The organism is Pararoseomonas sp. SCSIO 73927 (genome assembly GCF_037040815.1).
In the GTDB taxonomy this organism is placed as follows: domain Bacteria; phylum Pseudomonadota; class Alphaproteobacteria; order Acetobacterales; family Acetobacteraceae; genus Roseomonas.
In genome coordinates, this window is sequence record NZ_CP146232.1 from 4,217,505 (window position 1) to 4,231,058 (window position 13,554).

Genomic DNA, 13,554 nt, shown 5'->3' on the forward strand with positions numbered 1-13,554 from the left:
CATGGCCGATACGAATCCCGCTCCTTACGCCAACCAGCCGGGCAGCGAGCGCCACCAGCGCATCCTGATCCTCGACTTCGGCAGCCAGGTCACGCAGCTCATCGCGCGCCGCCTGCGCGAGGAGGGCGTCTATTGCGAGGTCTGGCCCTTCACCGCCGACGAGGCCCGGATCCGCGGGTTCGATCCGATGGGCATCGTCCTCTCCGGCGGCCCGGCGAGCGTGACGGAGGGCGCTAGCCCGCGTGCCCCGCAGGCGGTGTTCGAGATGGGGTTGCCGGTCCTCGGAATCTGTTACGGCCAGCAGACCATGTGCGCCCAGCTCGGCGGCAGCGTGGAGGGCAGCGACCATCGCGAGTTCGGCCGGGCGCATGTGGAGGTGGCCGAGGATTGCGACCTGTTCCATGGCGTCTGGGAGAAGGGCTCCCGCGAGCAGGTCTGGATGAGCCATGGCGACCGCGTGACCGCCCTGCCGCCGGGATTCCGCGCCGTCGCGGTCTCCGAAGGGGCGCCTTTCGCCGCCATCGCGGATGACAGCCGCCACTTCTACGGCGTGCAGTTCCACCCGGAGGTGGTCCACACCCCGCACGGCCACGCCCTGCTGAAGAACTTCGTCCGGCGCATCTGCGGCGCGACCGGCGACTGGACCATGGGCGCTTTCCGCGCCGAGGAGATCGAGCGCATCCGCGCCAAGGTGGGGAAGGGCCGCGTGATCTGCGGCCTCTCCGGCGGCGTGGATTCCTCCGTGGCCGCCGTGCTGCTGCACGAGGCGATCGGCGACCAGCTGACCTGCATCTACGTCGATCACGGGCTGATGCGGGGCGGTGAGACGGAGCAGGTCCTCTCCACCTTCCGGGACCGCTTCAACATCAAGCTCGTCCACCGGGATGCGAGCGACCTCTTCCTCGGCGCCCTCGCCGGCGTGACCGACCCCGAGGTGAAGCGTAAGACGATCGGGCGCCTGTTCATCGAGGTGTTCGAGGAGGAGCAGGCGAAGATCGGCGGCGCCGACTTCCTGGCCCAGGGCACCCTCTACCCGGACGTGATCGAGAGCGTCTCCGCCACCGGCGGCCCCTCCGTCACCATCAAGTCCCACCACAATGTGGGCGGCCTGCCCGAGGGCATGCGGATGCGCCTGGTGGAGCCGCTGCGCGAGCTGTTCAAGGACGAGGTCCGGGCTCTGGGCCGCGAGCTCGGCATGCCCGAGGTGATCGTCGGCCGCCACCCCTTCCCGGGACCGGGCCTGGCCATCCGCATCCCCGGCGAGGTGACGCGGGAGAAGGTGGGGATCCTGCAGAAGGCCGACGCCATCTTCCTGGAGGAGATCCGCGCGGCCGGCCTCTACGACGCCATCTGGCAGGCCTTCGCCGTGCTGCTGCCCGTGCGCACCGTGGGCGTGATGGGCGATGGCCGCACCTACGACCAAGCCTGCGCGCTCCGCGCCGTGACGAGCACGGACGGCATGACGGCCGACGTGTACCCCTTCGAGATCGCCTTCCTCACCCGCGTCTGCAACCGCATCGTCAACGAGGTGCGGGGCATCAACCGCGTGGCCTACGACGTGACGAGCAAGCCGCCCGGCACGATCGAGTGGGAATAATTTTTGCCCATCCGAGGCTATCCGAAACTACGCCAGAATACGACGTAACCACCTGAAAAACAAAAGTATTTCATCCGAGACCTATCGAGAGCTATCGGTGGGCATCAAACGCGTCTGTCGTGCCCGCTGACGGACCCTGCCCCCGTTGATCATCGGGAAAATCGAAAGTACCGTCATAGCGATTGAGGCTAATGACGGTACTTTTTTCAGCCTAACACGCTGACCATAAACAGATATTCCCGTCAAAAGCCTCCAAATACCGCGTGACGGTACTTTTCCGCGAGGAGGCCCAGAATGTTGACGGATGCGGCACTCAAGTGCCTGAAACCAAAAGCCAAAATGTACAAGGTGACCGATCGTGACGGCATGTATGTGCGTGTCGCGCCGACAGGCGGCATCTCGTTCAGGCTCGACTACCGGCTGAACGGCAGGCGGGAGACCGTCCATCTTGGCAAGTACGCCCGAGATGGGATCTCGCTCGCCCGAGCTCGCGAATTGTGCCTGGACGCGAAACGCATGATTGCCGAGGGGCGGTCCCCCGCCATCGAGAAGCAGCGGGAGAAGCGCCGGATCAAGGAGGCCAAGAGCTTCGGCGAGTTCGGCGAGAAGTGGCTGACGCGCGCGCCCATGGCGGACAGCACGCGCGCTATGCGCCGCGCCATATTCGAGCGTGAACTCATGCCCGTCTGGCGGAACCGTTTGCTGACCGAGATCACGCCTGATGACCTGCGCGCCCACTGCGCCAAGATCGTGGAACGGGGCGCGCCCGCGACGGCCATCCATGTGCGGGACATCCTGAAGCAGATCTACGGCTTCGCCATTCTCCACGGCGAGAAGGTCGCAAACCCGGCCGATGACGTCGGCCCGGCGTCGATCGCCACATTCACGCCCAAGGACCGGGCGCTTTCGCCGACTGAGATCCGCATCATGCTCAAGCAGCTCGAGCATGTCGCGACGCTGCCGACGATTCGCCTCGGCATGAAGCTCTACCTCCTCACCATGGTCCGGAAGAGCGAACTGCAGGACGCGGTCTGGGATGAGGTCGATTTCGAAAACGCCGTCTGGACGATCCCGAAGGAGCGCATGAAGCGATCGAAGCCGCACAATGTCTACCTGTGCCGGCAGACCCTCGACATCATGATCGCGCTCAAGACCTGCGCCGGTAATTCCCGGTATCTGCTGCCGTCCCGCTACGATGCGGATGCGCCGATGTCGCGGGCGACCTTCAACCGGGTCACCTACGCGGTCGTCGAACAGGCCAAGAAGGAGGGGCTGCCGCTGGAGCCGTTCACCGTGCATGACCTGCGTCGCACTGGTTCGACGCTGCTCAATGAGTTGGGCTTCAACCGCGACTGGATCGAAAAGTGCCTGGCGCACGAGGACGGGCGTTCATCACGCGGCGTCTACAACAAGGCCGAATACGAGGTTCAGCGTCGCCACATGATGCAGGAATGGGCCGACACCGTCGATGCCTGGGTCGAGGGGCGGAAGTATGTTCCGACGCTGCTGCCGACAGTCATGCCGTCTATCGCGCTCGATCCTGCCCTTTGACCGGGTGGGGCTTGCGCTTGGTGACGTCGGGATGCTGTGCGCGATGGATCGGCTTCGCGCGCCGCGCCAGCAACCAGGCGTGGACTTCGGCGAGATCCCAGACGATGCAGCGCGGTGACAGCGCGAAGCGGCGTGGAATTCGCCGCGCTGCTCTATATTTGATAGATGACTCTGCTATGAAGGGCGGTGCCGATTGTCCAAGCGGCGCCCGCACTTGGGCTGTAACTTGTCGGCGACGCGATGAGCGCGACTTTCACTATCGACGAAATCAAAATCGGGGAGGCGGTCAAGGCGCCGCTCCTGTACCGGAAGGAAGCGAAATGATGATCGAATGCCTCGGAATGAAAGGGCTCTGACGGTGGCCGCGCTCAAGTTCTCCTTGATCCCCATGTTTGCGATCATGATTGGTGCGCTTCTCGCGGCGTGGCGCACGCCCGGCGAGAAACAGGTCGCGGTCGTGCAGCATCTGGCGGCGGGCGTGGTGTTCGCTGCCGCTGCGACGGAGATCCTGCCCCAAGTGATGCACGGCGGTTCTCCGATGGCGACGGTGATCGGCGGGGCGCTGGGCGTTGCAGTGATGCTCGGCCTGAAGGCGGCGGAAAGCCGATGGCAGGGTCCGGTGGCGCTGCTTGCTGCGATCGGTCTCGATCTGGCGATTGACGGCCTGGTCCTCGGCCTTGCCTTCATCGCCGGCGAGAGGGCGGGAATATTGTTGGCCGTCGCGCTGACCTTGGAAGTGTTGTTCCTGGCCCTGACCCTTACCATCGATCTGGCGGGCCGGTATCCCAAGGCGAAGGCGATCGGCCTGACTTGCGCGTTGGCGCTGCTGGTGCCGATGGGTGCGCTGATCGCGCAGCCGGTGGCATTACTGCCGCCATATGGATCACCGGGTTCTTGAGCTTCGGCCTGATGGCGTTGCTCTACCTTGTCACCGAAGAACTGCTGGTCGAGGCGCACGAGAAGCCGGACTCGCCGCTTATCTCCGCGATGTTCTTCGTCGGCTTCCTGGCGATTCTCCTGCTTGAGGAAATCATGGCATGACGGCTCAGCCGGAGGCAAAGGTTGCCGCCGAGCGGCGTACGCTCCGGATCGCGGGCAGCAACAGCGTCTTGGTCGATGCGCGGGCTGAAACCAAGATCGGAGCATGTTTCGACCTGGTGGAACCACCAGACTCGAAAACTATGCGGAAAGACAAGTACATAGAGCGTCCGTTCTGGTGCAATCAGAACGCGACGCCCTCTAGGGCGGAGACAGCGTGATGACCGACAAGTTCGAACTGGATATTCCCGTCTTGCTGCCCGAGGTTCCCGACGCGGCCGACGCCTGTGTCGGCCGCCTCGTTTCGACATTGAGCGCCAAGCCCGGCGTTGAGCGCGCGCACGTTCTGGCCGCCGATGGCGATACGCCGGCAAAGCTGTGCATCCATTTCGACGGCGAAGCGCTGCCGCTGTCACGCGTGCGCGACATGGTGCGGGCGGCAGGCGCCGAGATTAGCGGGCGATACGGTCATGCGACATGGCAGGTCGAAGGAATCGGCCACGAACGCCGCGCCCGCACCGTCGGCGAGACCCTGTGCCAGATGCCCGGCGTGCTGCAGGCCGATGCCAGCGCCTCGGGCAGCGTTCGCGTCGAATATGACAAGGAACTAGTCGACGAGGCAGCGATCGTCGCGGCGCTGGGCAAGCTCAAGGTCAAACCGGGCAAGCGGACGGGCTCCAATCAGGCCGGTGGTCATGCTGGACACGATCACGGCGCCGGCGACCATGCCGGCCACGATCACGGGCCTGGCGGCCATGCCGAAGGCGCGGAAAAGCACGGACTGGGCGATGGCCACGATCACGCCCATGCCAATTTCCTTGGCCCCAATACGGAGCTGATCTTCGCGCTCGCCTGCGGCGCGCTGCTGGCGATCGGCTTCGCGATCGAAAAGCTGGTTGCGGGTGCCCCCGACTGGCTGCCGACCGCCTTCTATGTGGGTGCCTATGTGTTCGGTGGCTTCTTCACGCTGCGCGAGGCGATCGACAATCTGAAGCTCAAGAAATTCGAGATCGACACGCTGATGCTCGTCGCGGCCGCCGGTGCCGCGGCGCTCGGCGCCTTTGCGGAAGGCGCGCTACTGCTGTTTCTGTTCAGCCTCGGCCATGCGCTCGAGCATTATGCGATGGGTCGCGCCAAGCGCGCGATCGAGGCGCTGGCCGAGCTCGCGCCCGACAAGGCGACGGTGCGCCGTGGAGGGCAGACCTCGGAAATCCCCGTCGAAGAGCTGGTGGTCGGCGACGTCGTGATCGTGCGACCGAACGAGCGCCTGCCCGCTGACGGCTTCCTCATCAAGGGGTCGAGCGCGATCAACCAGGCCCCAGTCACCGGCGAGAGCATCCCGGTCGACAAGGAACCCGTCGCAGATGTCGAGACGGCGCGCGCGAAGCCCGATGCCGTTGACGCCGCGTCACGGATTTTTGCTGGGACGATCAACGGCGGCGGCGCGATTGAAATCGAAGTGACACGGCGCTCCAACGAAAGCGCGCTCGCCAAGGTCGTGAAGATGGTGAGCGAAGCGGAGACGCAGAAATCCCCGACCCAGCGGTTCACCGATCGGTTCGAGCGCATCTTCGTGCCGGTGGTGCTGGCGCTGTCGTTTATCCTGCTGTTTGCCTGGGTCGTCGTCGACGAGCCGTTCCGCGACAGCTTCTACCGGGCGATGGCGGTGCTGGTTGCCGCCAGCCCTTGTGCACTGGCCATCGCCACCCCCAGCGCGGTTCTATCAGGGGTCGCGCGGGCCGCACGCGGCGGGGTACTGGTCAAAGGCGGCGCGCCGCTCGAGAATCTTGGCTCTCTGAAGGCGATCGCGTTCGACAAGACCGGTACGCTGACGGAAGGGCGTCCACGCATCACTGATGTCGTCCCGGTCGACGGCGCGAGCGAGGCGGATTTGTTGACGCTCGCCGTCGCCGTCGAAGCCCTGAGCGATCACCCGCTGGCGCAGGCCATCGTCAAGGACGGTCGCGAACGCCTGGGTGGACGAGAACTGCCTGTCGCAATCGACGTCAAGAGCCTTACCGGACGCGGCGTCACCGCGACTGTCGACGGCGAAACGGTGTGGATCGGCAAGGCAGAGATGTTCGGCGTGGAGGGCATCCCGTCGCTGAACGCCGCCGCAACCGATGCCATCGCCCAGCTTCGCGAAGGCGGCCGCACGACAATGGTTGTCCGCAAGGGCGACCGCGACATCGGCGCGATCGGCCTGATGGACACGCCCCGCGAGGCAGCCAAGGTCGCCCTCAGGCGCCTGCGCGACATGGGCATAACTCGCATGATCATGATCTCCGGCGATAACCAGAAGGTCGCCGACGCCATCGCCCGCGAGGTCGGTCTCGACGAGGCATGGGGCGATCTGATGCCGGAAGACAAGGTCGCCGCGATCAAGAAACTCGCCGGCGAGGACAAGGTCGCGATGGTCGGCGACGGCGTCAACGACGCCCCTGCGATGGCGTCGGCAACGGTCGGTATTGCAATGGGTGCCGCTGGCTCGGATGTGGCCCTGGAGACAGCAGACGTCGCGTTGATGGCCGACGATCTCGCGCATCTGCCGTTCGCTGTGGGCTTGAGCCGCCACACCCGCGGCATCATCCGGCAGAATGTGTTCGTCAGCCTTGGCGTCGTGGCGTTCCTCGTGCCGGCCACCATTCTCGGACTCGGCATCGGCCCGGCGGTGGCGATGCACGAAGGTTCGACGCTGCTCGTTGTCTTCAACGCGCTTCGCCTGCTCGCTTTCAAGGATCGGACCGGCGCGGCGTGAAATGGCTGACCGTATTTGACCTCGACGGGACGCTGGGTGAGAGCGAGCAGCCCGTGTCGGCCGAGATGGCGGCGACGCTCGCATCCCTGCTGGCCGAGATCGATGTCGCGGTGATCTCGGGTGGCAACTGGCCGCAGTTCGCCCGCTAAGTCGTTTCGGAGTCGTCATATGATGCAGGAATGGGCCGACACCGTCGATGCCTGGGTCGAGGGGCGGAAGTATGTTCCAACGCTGCTGCCGACAGTCATGCCGTCTATCGCGCTCGATCCTGCCCTTTGACCGGGCGGGACTTGCGCTTGGTGACGTCGGGATGCTGCGCGCGATGGATCGGCTTCGCGCGCCGCGCCAGCAACCAGGCGTGGACCTCGGCGAGATCCCAGACGATGCAGCGCGGTGACAGCGCGAAGCGGCGTGGAAATTCGCCGCGCTGCTCCATCTCGTAGATTGTGCTGTCGGCCAGGGGCACCATCTCGCGCAGTTGGTGCCGCCGGATGGTCTTCCTGATCTCCAAAGGCTCGCTCTGACCCATACCCAATCTCCTTAGCGGCTGTCGCTGGCGATTGAGAACGATAGGTGCCGATGCCGGAAGTCCCTCCCGAGTGGCGTGCGGCAATTTCGGGCTCTGGCGTAGAAATCGGCGGGTCATTTTCAGTCCTGACAGCGCGGCCGGACATCCGTCAGCCCACAGAATCTGCACGACTCGCCGCACGCGTTCCGCGCCGTAATTGCGCTGTTCAGATCACGCACCATTTACTGCTTGCACCGGCGAGATGCGATCCGGAAGTCCGCTAGCGACGTAGCAACAGTCGAATGTGTGACACTTAAGGATTTCGTGGGCGGCGGTAGCGAGGAGACGGAGAAGACCCATAATCTGATCGGAACAGTTCTCGGGGGCTGACGGGGCTACGTTTGCAAAGACCTTTGCATCATGGGGAACCATCGTGCCGAGATCGAAGATCGAGCTGCGCCATGTGCGCTACATCATCGCTGCCGCGGAAAGCGGCAGCTTCCGGCGCGCGGCGCAAGATCTCGGCGTCGAGCAGTCGGCGATCAGCCGCCGCATCCGCGATGTCGAGGATGAGATCGGCGCACAGCTGTTCCGCCGTCATCCTGCCGGCGTCGACCTGACGGACATCGGCAAACAATTCCTGAATCAGGCCGCCCCTGGGGCTCGCCAGATCGGATCGGCGCTCGACGGCGCAAGAACGGTGGCGAACAGAGGACGGCATCTTCGGATCGGCGTGTTCGGGCCTCTGACCATGGGCTTTCTGTCTGAGCTCTTCGGGGCCTTTCGGGGTGACCGCCCGGGGGTCAAGCTGCGGTTCAGCGAGGGCAGTTGTCCCGAACTTATCGCGGCCGTGCGGCGGGGGCAGCTTGATGTCGGTGTCGTCGCCGAAGCATCGCCCGGGAAGGGCTTTGACGTGACGCATTTGTGGGCCGAGCCCGTGTACGCGGCATTGCCGGACGGCGACCCACTCGCCGATCAGAAGGCGCTCCGGTGGGATGACCTGCGTGATCGGCACTTTGTGGTGACTGATTTACCGACCGGCGATTTCGCGAAGGGTTACCTGATGCGAAACCTCCAGACTTCGCCCGGAGACCTCCAGATCGAGCAATTGTCCGTCACTCGGGAATCTCTGATGCAGATCGTCGCGCATGGGGACGGCGTCACCATCGCAGGCAGCGCGCATGTCCGTCACGGTCTGCCAGGCATTGCTTTTCGCCTGATCGAGGATGCTGTTCTCCGCTATGGTGCTGTCCACCCGCGAGGGGCGCTCCATCGGAACCTCGAGCGCCTGCTGGCGCTGGCAAAGTCTTTCTCGGAGCGAGATGACGCTTGGTTCGCCCGGCAACGGCTCATGCGCCCTGAGCATCGGCGCGTGCCGCACGTTGACTGCCATCGCGGCGCGCGCGGGCGAACCCCCGATCGGTTGCAATGAAGCGCTCGAGCATGGGCACAATCAGCTTCGTCGGGTCGCCGATGGTCTGGCCTTGTTCGCGGCCGAGTGCTGCGGCGTAGGCGACGAGGTCCCGATGCAGCGGCGCAGGGAGTTCAATCGTCACCTTGACCGGCTTGTCGTCGATGATCGGGCCGAGCTTCAGCTTGGTCATCACAACCCTCCATAAGGTTCGAGCACGAGGTCGCGGGTGACGATGACGCGCACGGGGAACCCCGGTCTGATCGTCAGGGTCGGCGCGACATTGAGTTGCCGACGGATGATCTGCTGCCCTGCGTCGTTGATGGTGTCCTGCCCGCCGTTGCGGATCGCCCGGAGCAGCCGATCCTGATCGTCAACGGCGAGTTCGGCGCCGACCGACAGCAGTGTCGACAGGCCGGCAGCCTTGGCGAGATCCCACCAGTGATAGTCGACGCCATCCTGGAGACCCGCATAGCCTTGCGCGTCGGCTCCGGGTTGACGTTCCAAGACGATCGAACGGCCATTCGGGAGGATGAGCCGCTTCCAGACGAGCAGCACCCGGCGCTGACCGAAGCCGACATCGTTGCTGTACTCGCCGATCAGCCGCGTGCCCTGCGGGACGAGCAGGATGCGCCCGGTCGGGCTGTCGTAGACATGCTCCGTGACCTGCGCGGTGATCTGGCCGGGCAAGTCGGATCGGATGCCGGTGATGAGGGCCGCGGCGATGACGGCGCCGGTCTGAAGCACATAGGGCGATGCCGGACCCATCACGCGATCTGGCGAGACCGTGCGGCGGTCCACGCCCGCATTCAGGAACGCGAGCTGGCGATCCTGCGCCGTCGCTGCACCTGGCTGGCCCGGAAGACCTAGCCCAGAGAGGCTCGGGCTGCCTGGTCCACCAACTGTCGCAATCGGAGCTGCGACGCGCGCCTCCGTCTGGAAGAAGACGCGGCTCGTTCGGGCAGCTTCTTCTTCCGCGCGCCTGCGTTGCTCGACCGGATCGACGGTGGGCGCTGCTGCCATCGGCGGCGTGACGGGCTGGCCACGGTTCTGCGCATCGAGGATGGGGCGCCCCAGATCCCCGGGCAGCGGAGGCCCAAGCACCGGACCGGTGTAGTCGCGTGGCAGGCCGGCGAGCCCGTCCGCAGTTCGCCGATTTTGCGTGGAGTAAAGCTCCTCACTGCCAGGGCCGATACTGCGCGTCTGAAGCGCATAGATGAGCGCGCCACCAACCCCGAGGGCGGCGACGAGACTGATGCCGCCCAGCACCTTTCGCGACAGTCGGGTGACCCGGGGCGGTTCGGCGCGCAGCCGCATTGGCGCAGCGGCGTCGCCGGGTTGTGTGCCGACCAGCTGTGCGTCGGCTTCGTTGGGCGTGTCGCGCTCGCTCATGACGCGGGCCTCCCATCGGTGCGAACGATCCGGACCGTCTGCTGGCGCTCGCCACTGCCGAGACGGAGCTCGGCGGCGCCGAACAAACGGTCGACGATCAGGATGTTCTGGTGGATCCGGCTGTTGGCGATTTGCGGTTCGCCATCTGCGCCGATGACGAAGAGCGGGGGCATCTCGCCCTGAACGATCCCGCGCGGGAACTCGACATAGACGCGGCGCCCGTCGTCGTAGACCGAGATTGGCCGCCACGGCGGCGTGTTGCCTGTAAGACCGTAGCGATAGTTCCGTGCCGCAACGGCCGGGATCACTGGTGTAGCGGGCACTGCCTGTCTCTGCGAGGCGGGCGGCTGCGGATAGGCCCAGGCGACGGCCGGCATATAGGGGCGTTCGCCCGAGCGCAGCTCGATCATGTAGATGCGACGGTCGGTGGTGATGACCAGATTGGTCGTGATGTCTGGCCGTGTCGGCTTCACGAGGACATGGACGCGCCGGGTGATGCCCGAGCCGCTCTCTGTGTCGCCGATGATCCAGCGCGCCGTATCGCCCGCAGCGATCGGGCCGGCGCCGGTCAGGCTTTCGCCTGGTTCCAACGCGATGTTGGTGATCTGCCCGGGAGCGGCATAGACTTGATAGAGCGCGCCCTCGCTCCAGGGATAGATCTGTATCGAGTTGTAATACCCCTCGCGGCGCGGTTCGACGCGCGCGGCGGCATTGGCATTCTCCACGCGGCCCGCCGGCGTCCCCGCGGCAGCGCCACCGCGCGCGGGTGTCCAGGCGGGCGGTGTGTGAAGCGGCCTAGGTGGCGCCTCCGTGACGGCAGCCGGCACAGGGGGAAGTGGCGGCACATCGGCGTCATAGCTGATCTGTGGCGGTCGGTTGGTCGCGCAGCCGGCCAGCGCCAATCCCGAGATCAGCAAAAGCGCAGAGCCGGATAGGCGGAAGCCACGGCTCGCGGGTCGGCGGAGATGATTTCTCATTGCCCCATTTCCCGCGACCAGTTGATGGCGTTGACGTAGATCCCAAGCGGATTGGCCCGCAGCCGCTCTGCGTCGCGCGGGGGTTGGATCACGATGGTCAAGATGGCTGTCCAGCGCTGTGTCGTGGAGAGCTGGCCGTTCTCGTACTGGCGTTCGGTCCAGGCCACGCGGAAGCTGTCAGGCGACGCGCGGATCACGCTCGACACTTCGACCGACACCTGCTGCTTCCCGACGCGGGTGAACGGATCGTTGGCGCGGGCGAAGTCATTGAGGGCCGCCGCGCCGCGATCGGTCGTGAACTCGTAGGCGCGCAGCCAATTCTGCCGCACGACGATGGCGTCGGCCGGGATCGAGCGGACCTGCTCGATGAACCGCGCCAGATGCCAGGCCACCTGCGGGTCGGTGGGGCGGTAGTCGGCCTGCGCTGGCGCGACCGCCTGCGCCTGGCCGAGATTGTCGACCTGCACCACCCACGGGACGATGGTCCCGCGCGCCGACTGCCAGACCAGCGCGGCAGCGAAGCCGGCGGAGAGGATCAGGCAGCCGAAGGCCATGAGCCGCCAGTTTCGGGCCTGGACACGCGCTGAGCCGATTCGATCATCCCAGATCTGCGCCGCGCGCTGATATGGCGTCTCGGGCTCGGGCGTCTTTCCATAGTGGGTTGCGGGTCGCTTGAAGAAGCTCATGTGCGGTCGCCTCCGGAGAGATTGATGGAAGAGCCGCCGCCGTGGCTGTCGCCCGATCGGATCGCGTGTGCCGCGAGCGTGACGCCGTGGCTCATGGTCTGCCCACGTCGCATGCGCTGCGCCCAAGCCGGCGGGCTGGCGGCAGAGCCTGTGGCCGCCGGTGCGGCCGAACCGGCATCATTCGCGACCGTTCCCATGCTCGAGGAACCGCCGGTGGCTCCGAAGCCGCTTTTGACGCCGTCGGCGAAGCTCGAGCGAACGCTTTGCGCGGCCCGGCGCAGCGGAGAGGCTGCCGCGCCGCCGGCCGCTCGTGCGACGCCGCCGAGGCCCGACGCGACGCCGGCGGCGCCCGACTGGCCGAGGGAACCGAGACTGTAGGCAGCAGAGGCGGCTCCCGCCGCGGTGGCTCCACCGCGCACGGCGGCGGCGCCGCCGGAAATGGCGCTCGCGCCACCGCGCAAGGCGAGCCCGGCCGCGCCGCCGGCAGCCATGGCTGCGCCGCCCGCGACGAGGCCGGTGCCGATGGCGGAGCCTGCGCCGAGTTGCGGGCCGCCGGAAACGATGCCGTTGGCGATACCCGGACCAAAGATGCCGAGACCGAGAAGCGACAGCGCCGCCAACACGACGGCCATCGCGTCGTCGATGGTCGGTGGCTGACCGCCGAATCCTGCCGTGAACTGACTGAACAGAGTCGAGCCGATGCCGATGATGACGGCGAGCACCAGTACCTTGATCCCTGACGAGATGACGTTTCCCAGCACGCGCTCGGCCATGAAGGCGGTCTTCCCGAACAGGCCGAACGGGATCAGGACAAAGCCGGCCAGGGTGGTCAGCTTGAATTCGATCAGCGTGATGAAGAGCTGGATGGCCAGGATGAAGAAGGCGAGCAGCACCAGCGCCCAGGCGAAGAGCAGGCAGGCGATCTGGATGAAGTTTTCGAAGAAGGCGATCCAGCCCATCAGGTTTGAGATGGATTCGAGCAGCGGCCTCGCCGCATCGAGACCCGTCTGCGCGACCCGGCCCGGGCGCATCAGGTCCTGGATGGAAAACCCGGTGCCGGACGCCTGAAGTCCGAGGCCGGCGAAGCTTTCGAAGACGATCCGCGCGAGGTTGTTCCAGTTGCCGATGATGTAGGCAAAGACGCCCACAAACAGCGTCTTCTTCACAAGGCGTGCGATGATGTCGTCGTCCGCGCCCCAGCTCCAGAACAGGGCGGCCAGCGTGACGTCGATGACGATCAGCGTCGTCGCGATGAACGCCACCTCGCCGCCGAGCAGGCCGAATCCGCTGTCGATGTAGGAGGTGAAGACCCCGAGGAAATTGTCGATGACGCCGCTGCCGCCCATGGCTCACCGCCCTTCGTCGGCGCGTCGCGGCGCGGTGCGGGTGCCAAGGAAACGGTCGCGGGTTTCGGCCCAGATGCGCAGACACTCGCCGTCCCTTGCGGCGGCTTCCCCCATCTGCTGGCACCGACGCTGGCCCTCGCGCAGCGGGTCCGGCGCCTCCTCAAGCACGGGCGTCGGCCGAGCCGCTGGCCTTTCCTCTTTCCGGGTCATCTCGATCGCCGTTGCCGTGATTGCGACGGAGACGAAGATGATTGCGCCCACGCGGGCCAGCGTCTTGCCGTCCATCCTGC

14 protein-coding genes are annotated in these 13,554 nt (G+C 65.8%); 7 read left to right on the forward strand and 7 right to left on the reverse strand.

All coding sequences use genetic code 11. The features are described 5' to 3' along the window. The first annotated feature begins 1 nt into the window (after window position 1). From guaA to VQH23_RS19895, 6 genes are all read left to right on the forward strand, one after another. Window positions 2-1,597, forward strand: coding sequence for a glutamine-hydrolyzing GMP synthase (gene guaA, locus VQH23_RS19870; RefSeq protein ID WP_338662457.1), 1,596 nt, complete (start codon window positions 2-4; stop codon window positions 1,595-1,597). Between the two features lie 294 nt (window positions 1,598-1,891). Then, window positions 1,892-3,148 (forward strand): site-specific integrase, encoded by a 1,257-nt coding sequence (locus tag VQH23_RS19875; protein ID WP_099095801.1) that lies wholly within the window; start codon window positions 1,892-1,894, stop codon window positions 3,146-3,148. Between the two features lie 358 nt (window positions 3,149-3,506). Continuing rightward, the gene (locus tag VQH23_RS19880) at window positions 3,507-4,046 is read left to right on the forward strand and encodes a transporter (RefSeq protein WP_245870308.1); all 540 of its coding nucleotides are present in this window, start codon (window positions 3,507-3,509) and stop codon (window positions 4,044-4,046) included. After that, window positions 4,043-4,189: a hypothetical protein gene (locus VQH23_RS19885; RefSeq protein WP_245870310.1), complete on the forward strand. Its 147-nt coding sequence runs from the start codon at window positions 4,043-4,045 to the stop codon at window positions 4,187-4,189. Before VQH23_RS19880 ends, VQH23_RS19885 begins: the two co-directional genes overlap by 4 nt. A gap of 217 nt (window positions 4,190-4,406) precedes the next feature. Continuing rightward, window positions 4,407-6,944: a heavy metal translocating P-type ATPase gene (locus VQH23_RS19890; protein ID WP_099095802.1), complete on the forward strand. Its 2,538-nt coding sequence runs from the start codon at window positions 4,407-4,409 to the stop codon at window positions 6,942-6,944. Continuing rightward, window positions 6,941-7,093: a hypothetical protein gene (locus VQH23_RS19895; RefSeq protein ID WP_218014888.1), complete on the forward strand. Its 153-nt coding sequence runs from the start codon at window positions 6,941-6,943 to the stop codon at window positions 7,091-7,093. The genes VQH23_RS19890 and VQH23_RS19895 overlap by 4 nt, the downstream gene beginning before the upstream one ends. A 104-nt stretch (window positions 7,094-7,197) precedes the next feature. Here VQH23_RS19895 and VQH23_RS19900 read toward each other — a convergent pair whose 3' ends face one another. Continuing rightward, window positions 7,198-7,473, reverse strand: coding sequence for an AlpA family transcriptional regulator (locus tag VQH23_RS19900; protein WP_099095803.1), 276 nt, complete (start codon window positions 7,471-7,473; stop codon window positions 7,198-7,200). A gap of 412 nt (window positions 7,474-7,885) precedes the next feature. On the opposite strand from VQH23_RS19900, the gene VQH23_RS19905 reads away from it, so the two are divergent. Further along, entirely contained in the window at window positions 7,886-8,884 is a 999-nt protein-coding gene (locus VQH23_RS19905; RefSeq protein WP_099095804.1) for a LysR family transcriptional regulator, read from the forward strand. Here the strand turns inward: VQH23_RS19905 and VQH23_RS19910 are convergent. The 6 genes from VQH23_RS19910 to trbK-alt are packed head-to-tail and all read right to left on the reverse strand — an operon-like array spanning window position 8,802 to window position 13,549. Beyond that, window positions 8,802-9,056 carry a DUF2274 domain-containing protein gene (locus VQH23_RS19910; protein WP_011579845.1) on the reverse strand — a complete coding sequence of 85 codons (255 nt, stop codon included), beginning with the start codon at window positions 9,054-9,056 and terminating at the stop codon, window positions 8,802-8,804. The genes VQH23_RS19905 and VQH23_RS19910 overlap by 83 nt on opposite strands. Beyond that, window positions 9,056-10,255, reverse strand: coding sequence for a TrbI/VirB10 family protein (locus tag VQH23_RS19915; RefSeq protein WP_099095805.1), 1,200 nt, complete (start codon window positions 10,253-10,255; stop codon window positions 9,056-9,058). The genes VQH23_RS19910 and VQH23_RS19915 overlap by 1 nt, the downstream gene beginning before the upstream one ends. Next, a complete protein-coding gene (gene trbG, locus VQH23_RS19920; protein WP_099095806.1) occupies window positions 10,252-11,232 on the reverse strand; it encodes a P-type conjugative transfer protein TrbG in 981 nt (326 codons plus the stop codon). Before trbG ends, VQH23_RS19915 begins: the two co-directional genes overlap by 4 nt. Continuing rightward, entirely contained in the window at window positions 11,229-11,918 is a 690-nt protein-coding gene (trbF, locus tag VQH23_RS19925; protein WP_066662412.1) for a conjugal transfer protein TrbF, read from the reverse strand. Before trbF ends, trbG begins: the two co-directional genes overlap by 4 nt. Next, entirely contained in the window at window positions 11,915-13,264 is a 1,350-nt protein-coding gene (gene trbL, locus VQH23_RS19930; protein ID WP_099095807.1) for a P-type conjugative transfer protein TrbL, read from the reverse strand. Before trbL ends, trbF begins: the two co-directional genes overlap by 4 nt. Window positions 13,265-13,267: 3 nt before the next feature. Further along, a complete protein-coding gene (trbK-alt, locus tag VQH23_RS19935; protein ID WP_099095808.1) occupies window positions 13,268-13,549 on the reverse strand; it encodes a putative entry exclusion protein TrbK-alt in 282 nt (93 codons plus the stop codon). Between the last annotated feature and the right edge of the window lie 5 nt (window positions 13,550-13,554).

Bases quoted from the DNA above. Each gene is read 5' to 3' on its own strand.
- VQH23_RS19900 (WP_099095803.1), bottom strand. From the start codon at position 7,473: ATGGGTCAGAGCGAGCCTTTGGAGATCAGGAAGACCATCCGGCGGCAC.
- trbF (WP_066662412.1), bottom strand. From the start codon at position 11,918: ATGAGCTTCTTCAAGCGACCCGCAACCCACTATGGAAAGACGCCCGAG.
- VQH23_RS19915 (WP_099095805.1), bottom strand. From the start codon at position 10,255: ATGAGCGAGCGCGACACGCCCAACGAAGCCGACGCACAGCTGGTCGGC.
- guaA (WP_338662457.1), top strand. From the start codon at position 2: ATGGCCGATACGAATCCCGCTCCTTACGCCAACCAGCCGGGCAGCGAG.
- VQH23_RS19890 (WP_099095802.1), top strand. From the start codon at position 4,407: ATGACCGACAAGTTCGAACTGGATATTCCCGTCTTGCTGCCCGAGGTT.
- VQH23_RS19875 (WP_099095801.1), top strand. From the start codon at position 1,892: ATGTTGACGGATGCGGCACTCAAGTGCCTGAAACCAAAAGCCAAAATG.
- trbK-alt (WP_099095808.1), bottom strand. From the start codon at position 13,549: ATGGACGGCAAGACGCTGGCCCGCGTGGGCGCAATCATCTTCGTCTCC.
- trbG (WP_099095806.1), bottom strand. From the start codon at position 11,232: ATGAGAAATCATCTCCGCCGACCCGCGAGCCGTGGCTTCCGCCTATCC.
- VQH23_RS19910 (WP_011579845.1), bottom strand. From the start codon at position 9,056: ATGACCAAGCTGAAGCTCGGCCCGATCATCGACGACAAGCCGGTCAAG.
- trbL (WP_099095807.1), bottom strand. From the start codon at position 13,264: ATGGGCGGCAGCGGCGTCATCGACAATTTCCTCGGGGTCTTCACCTCC.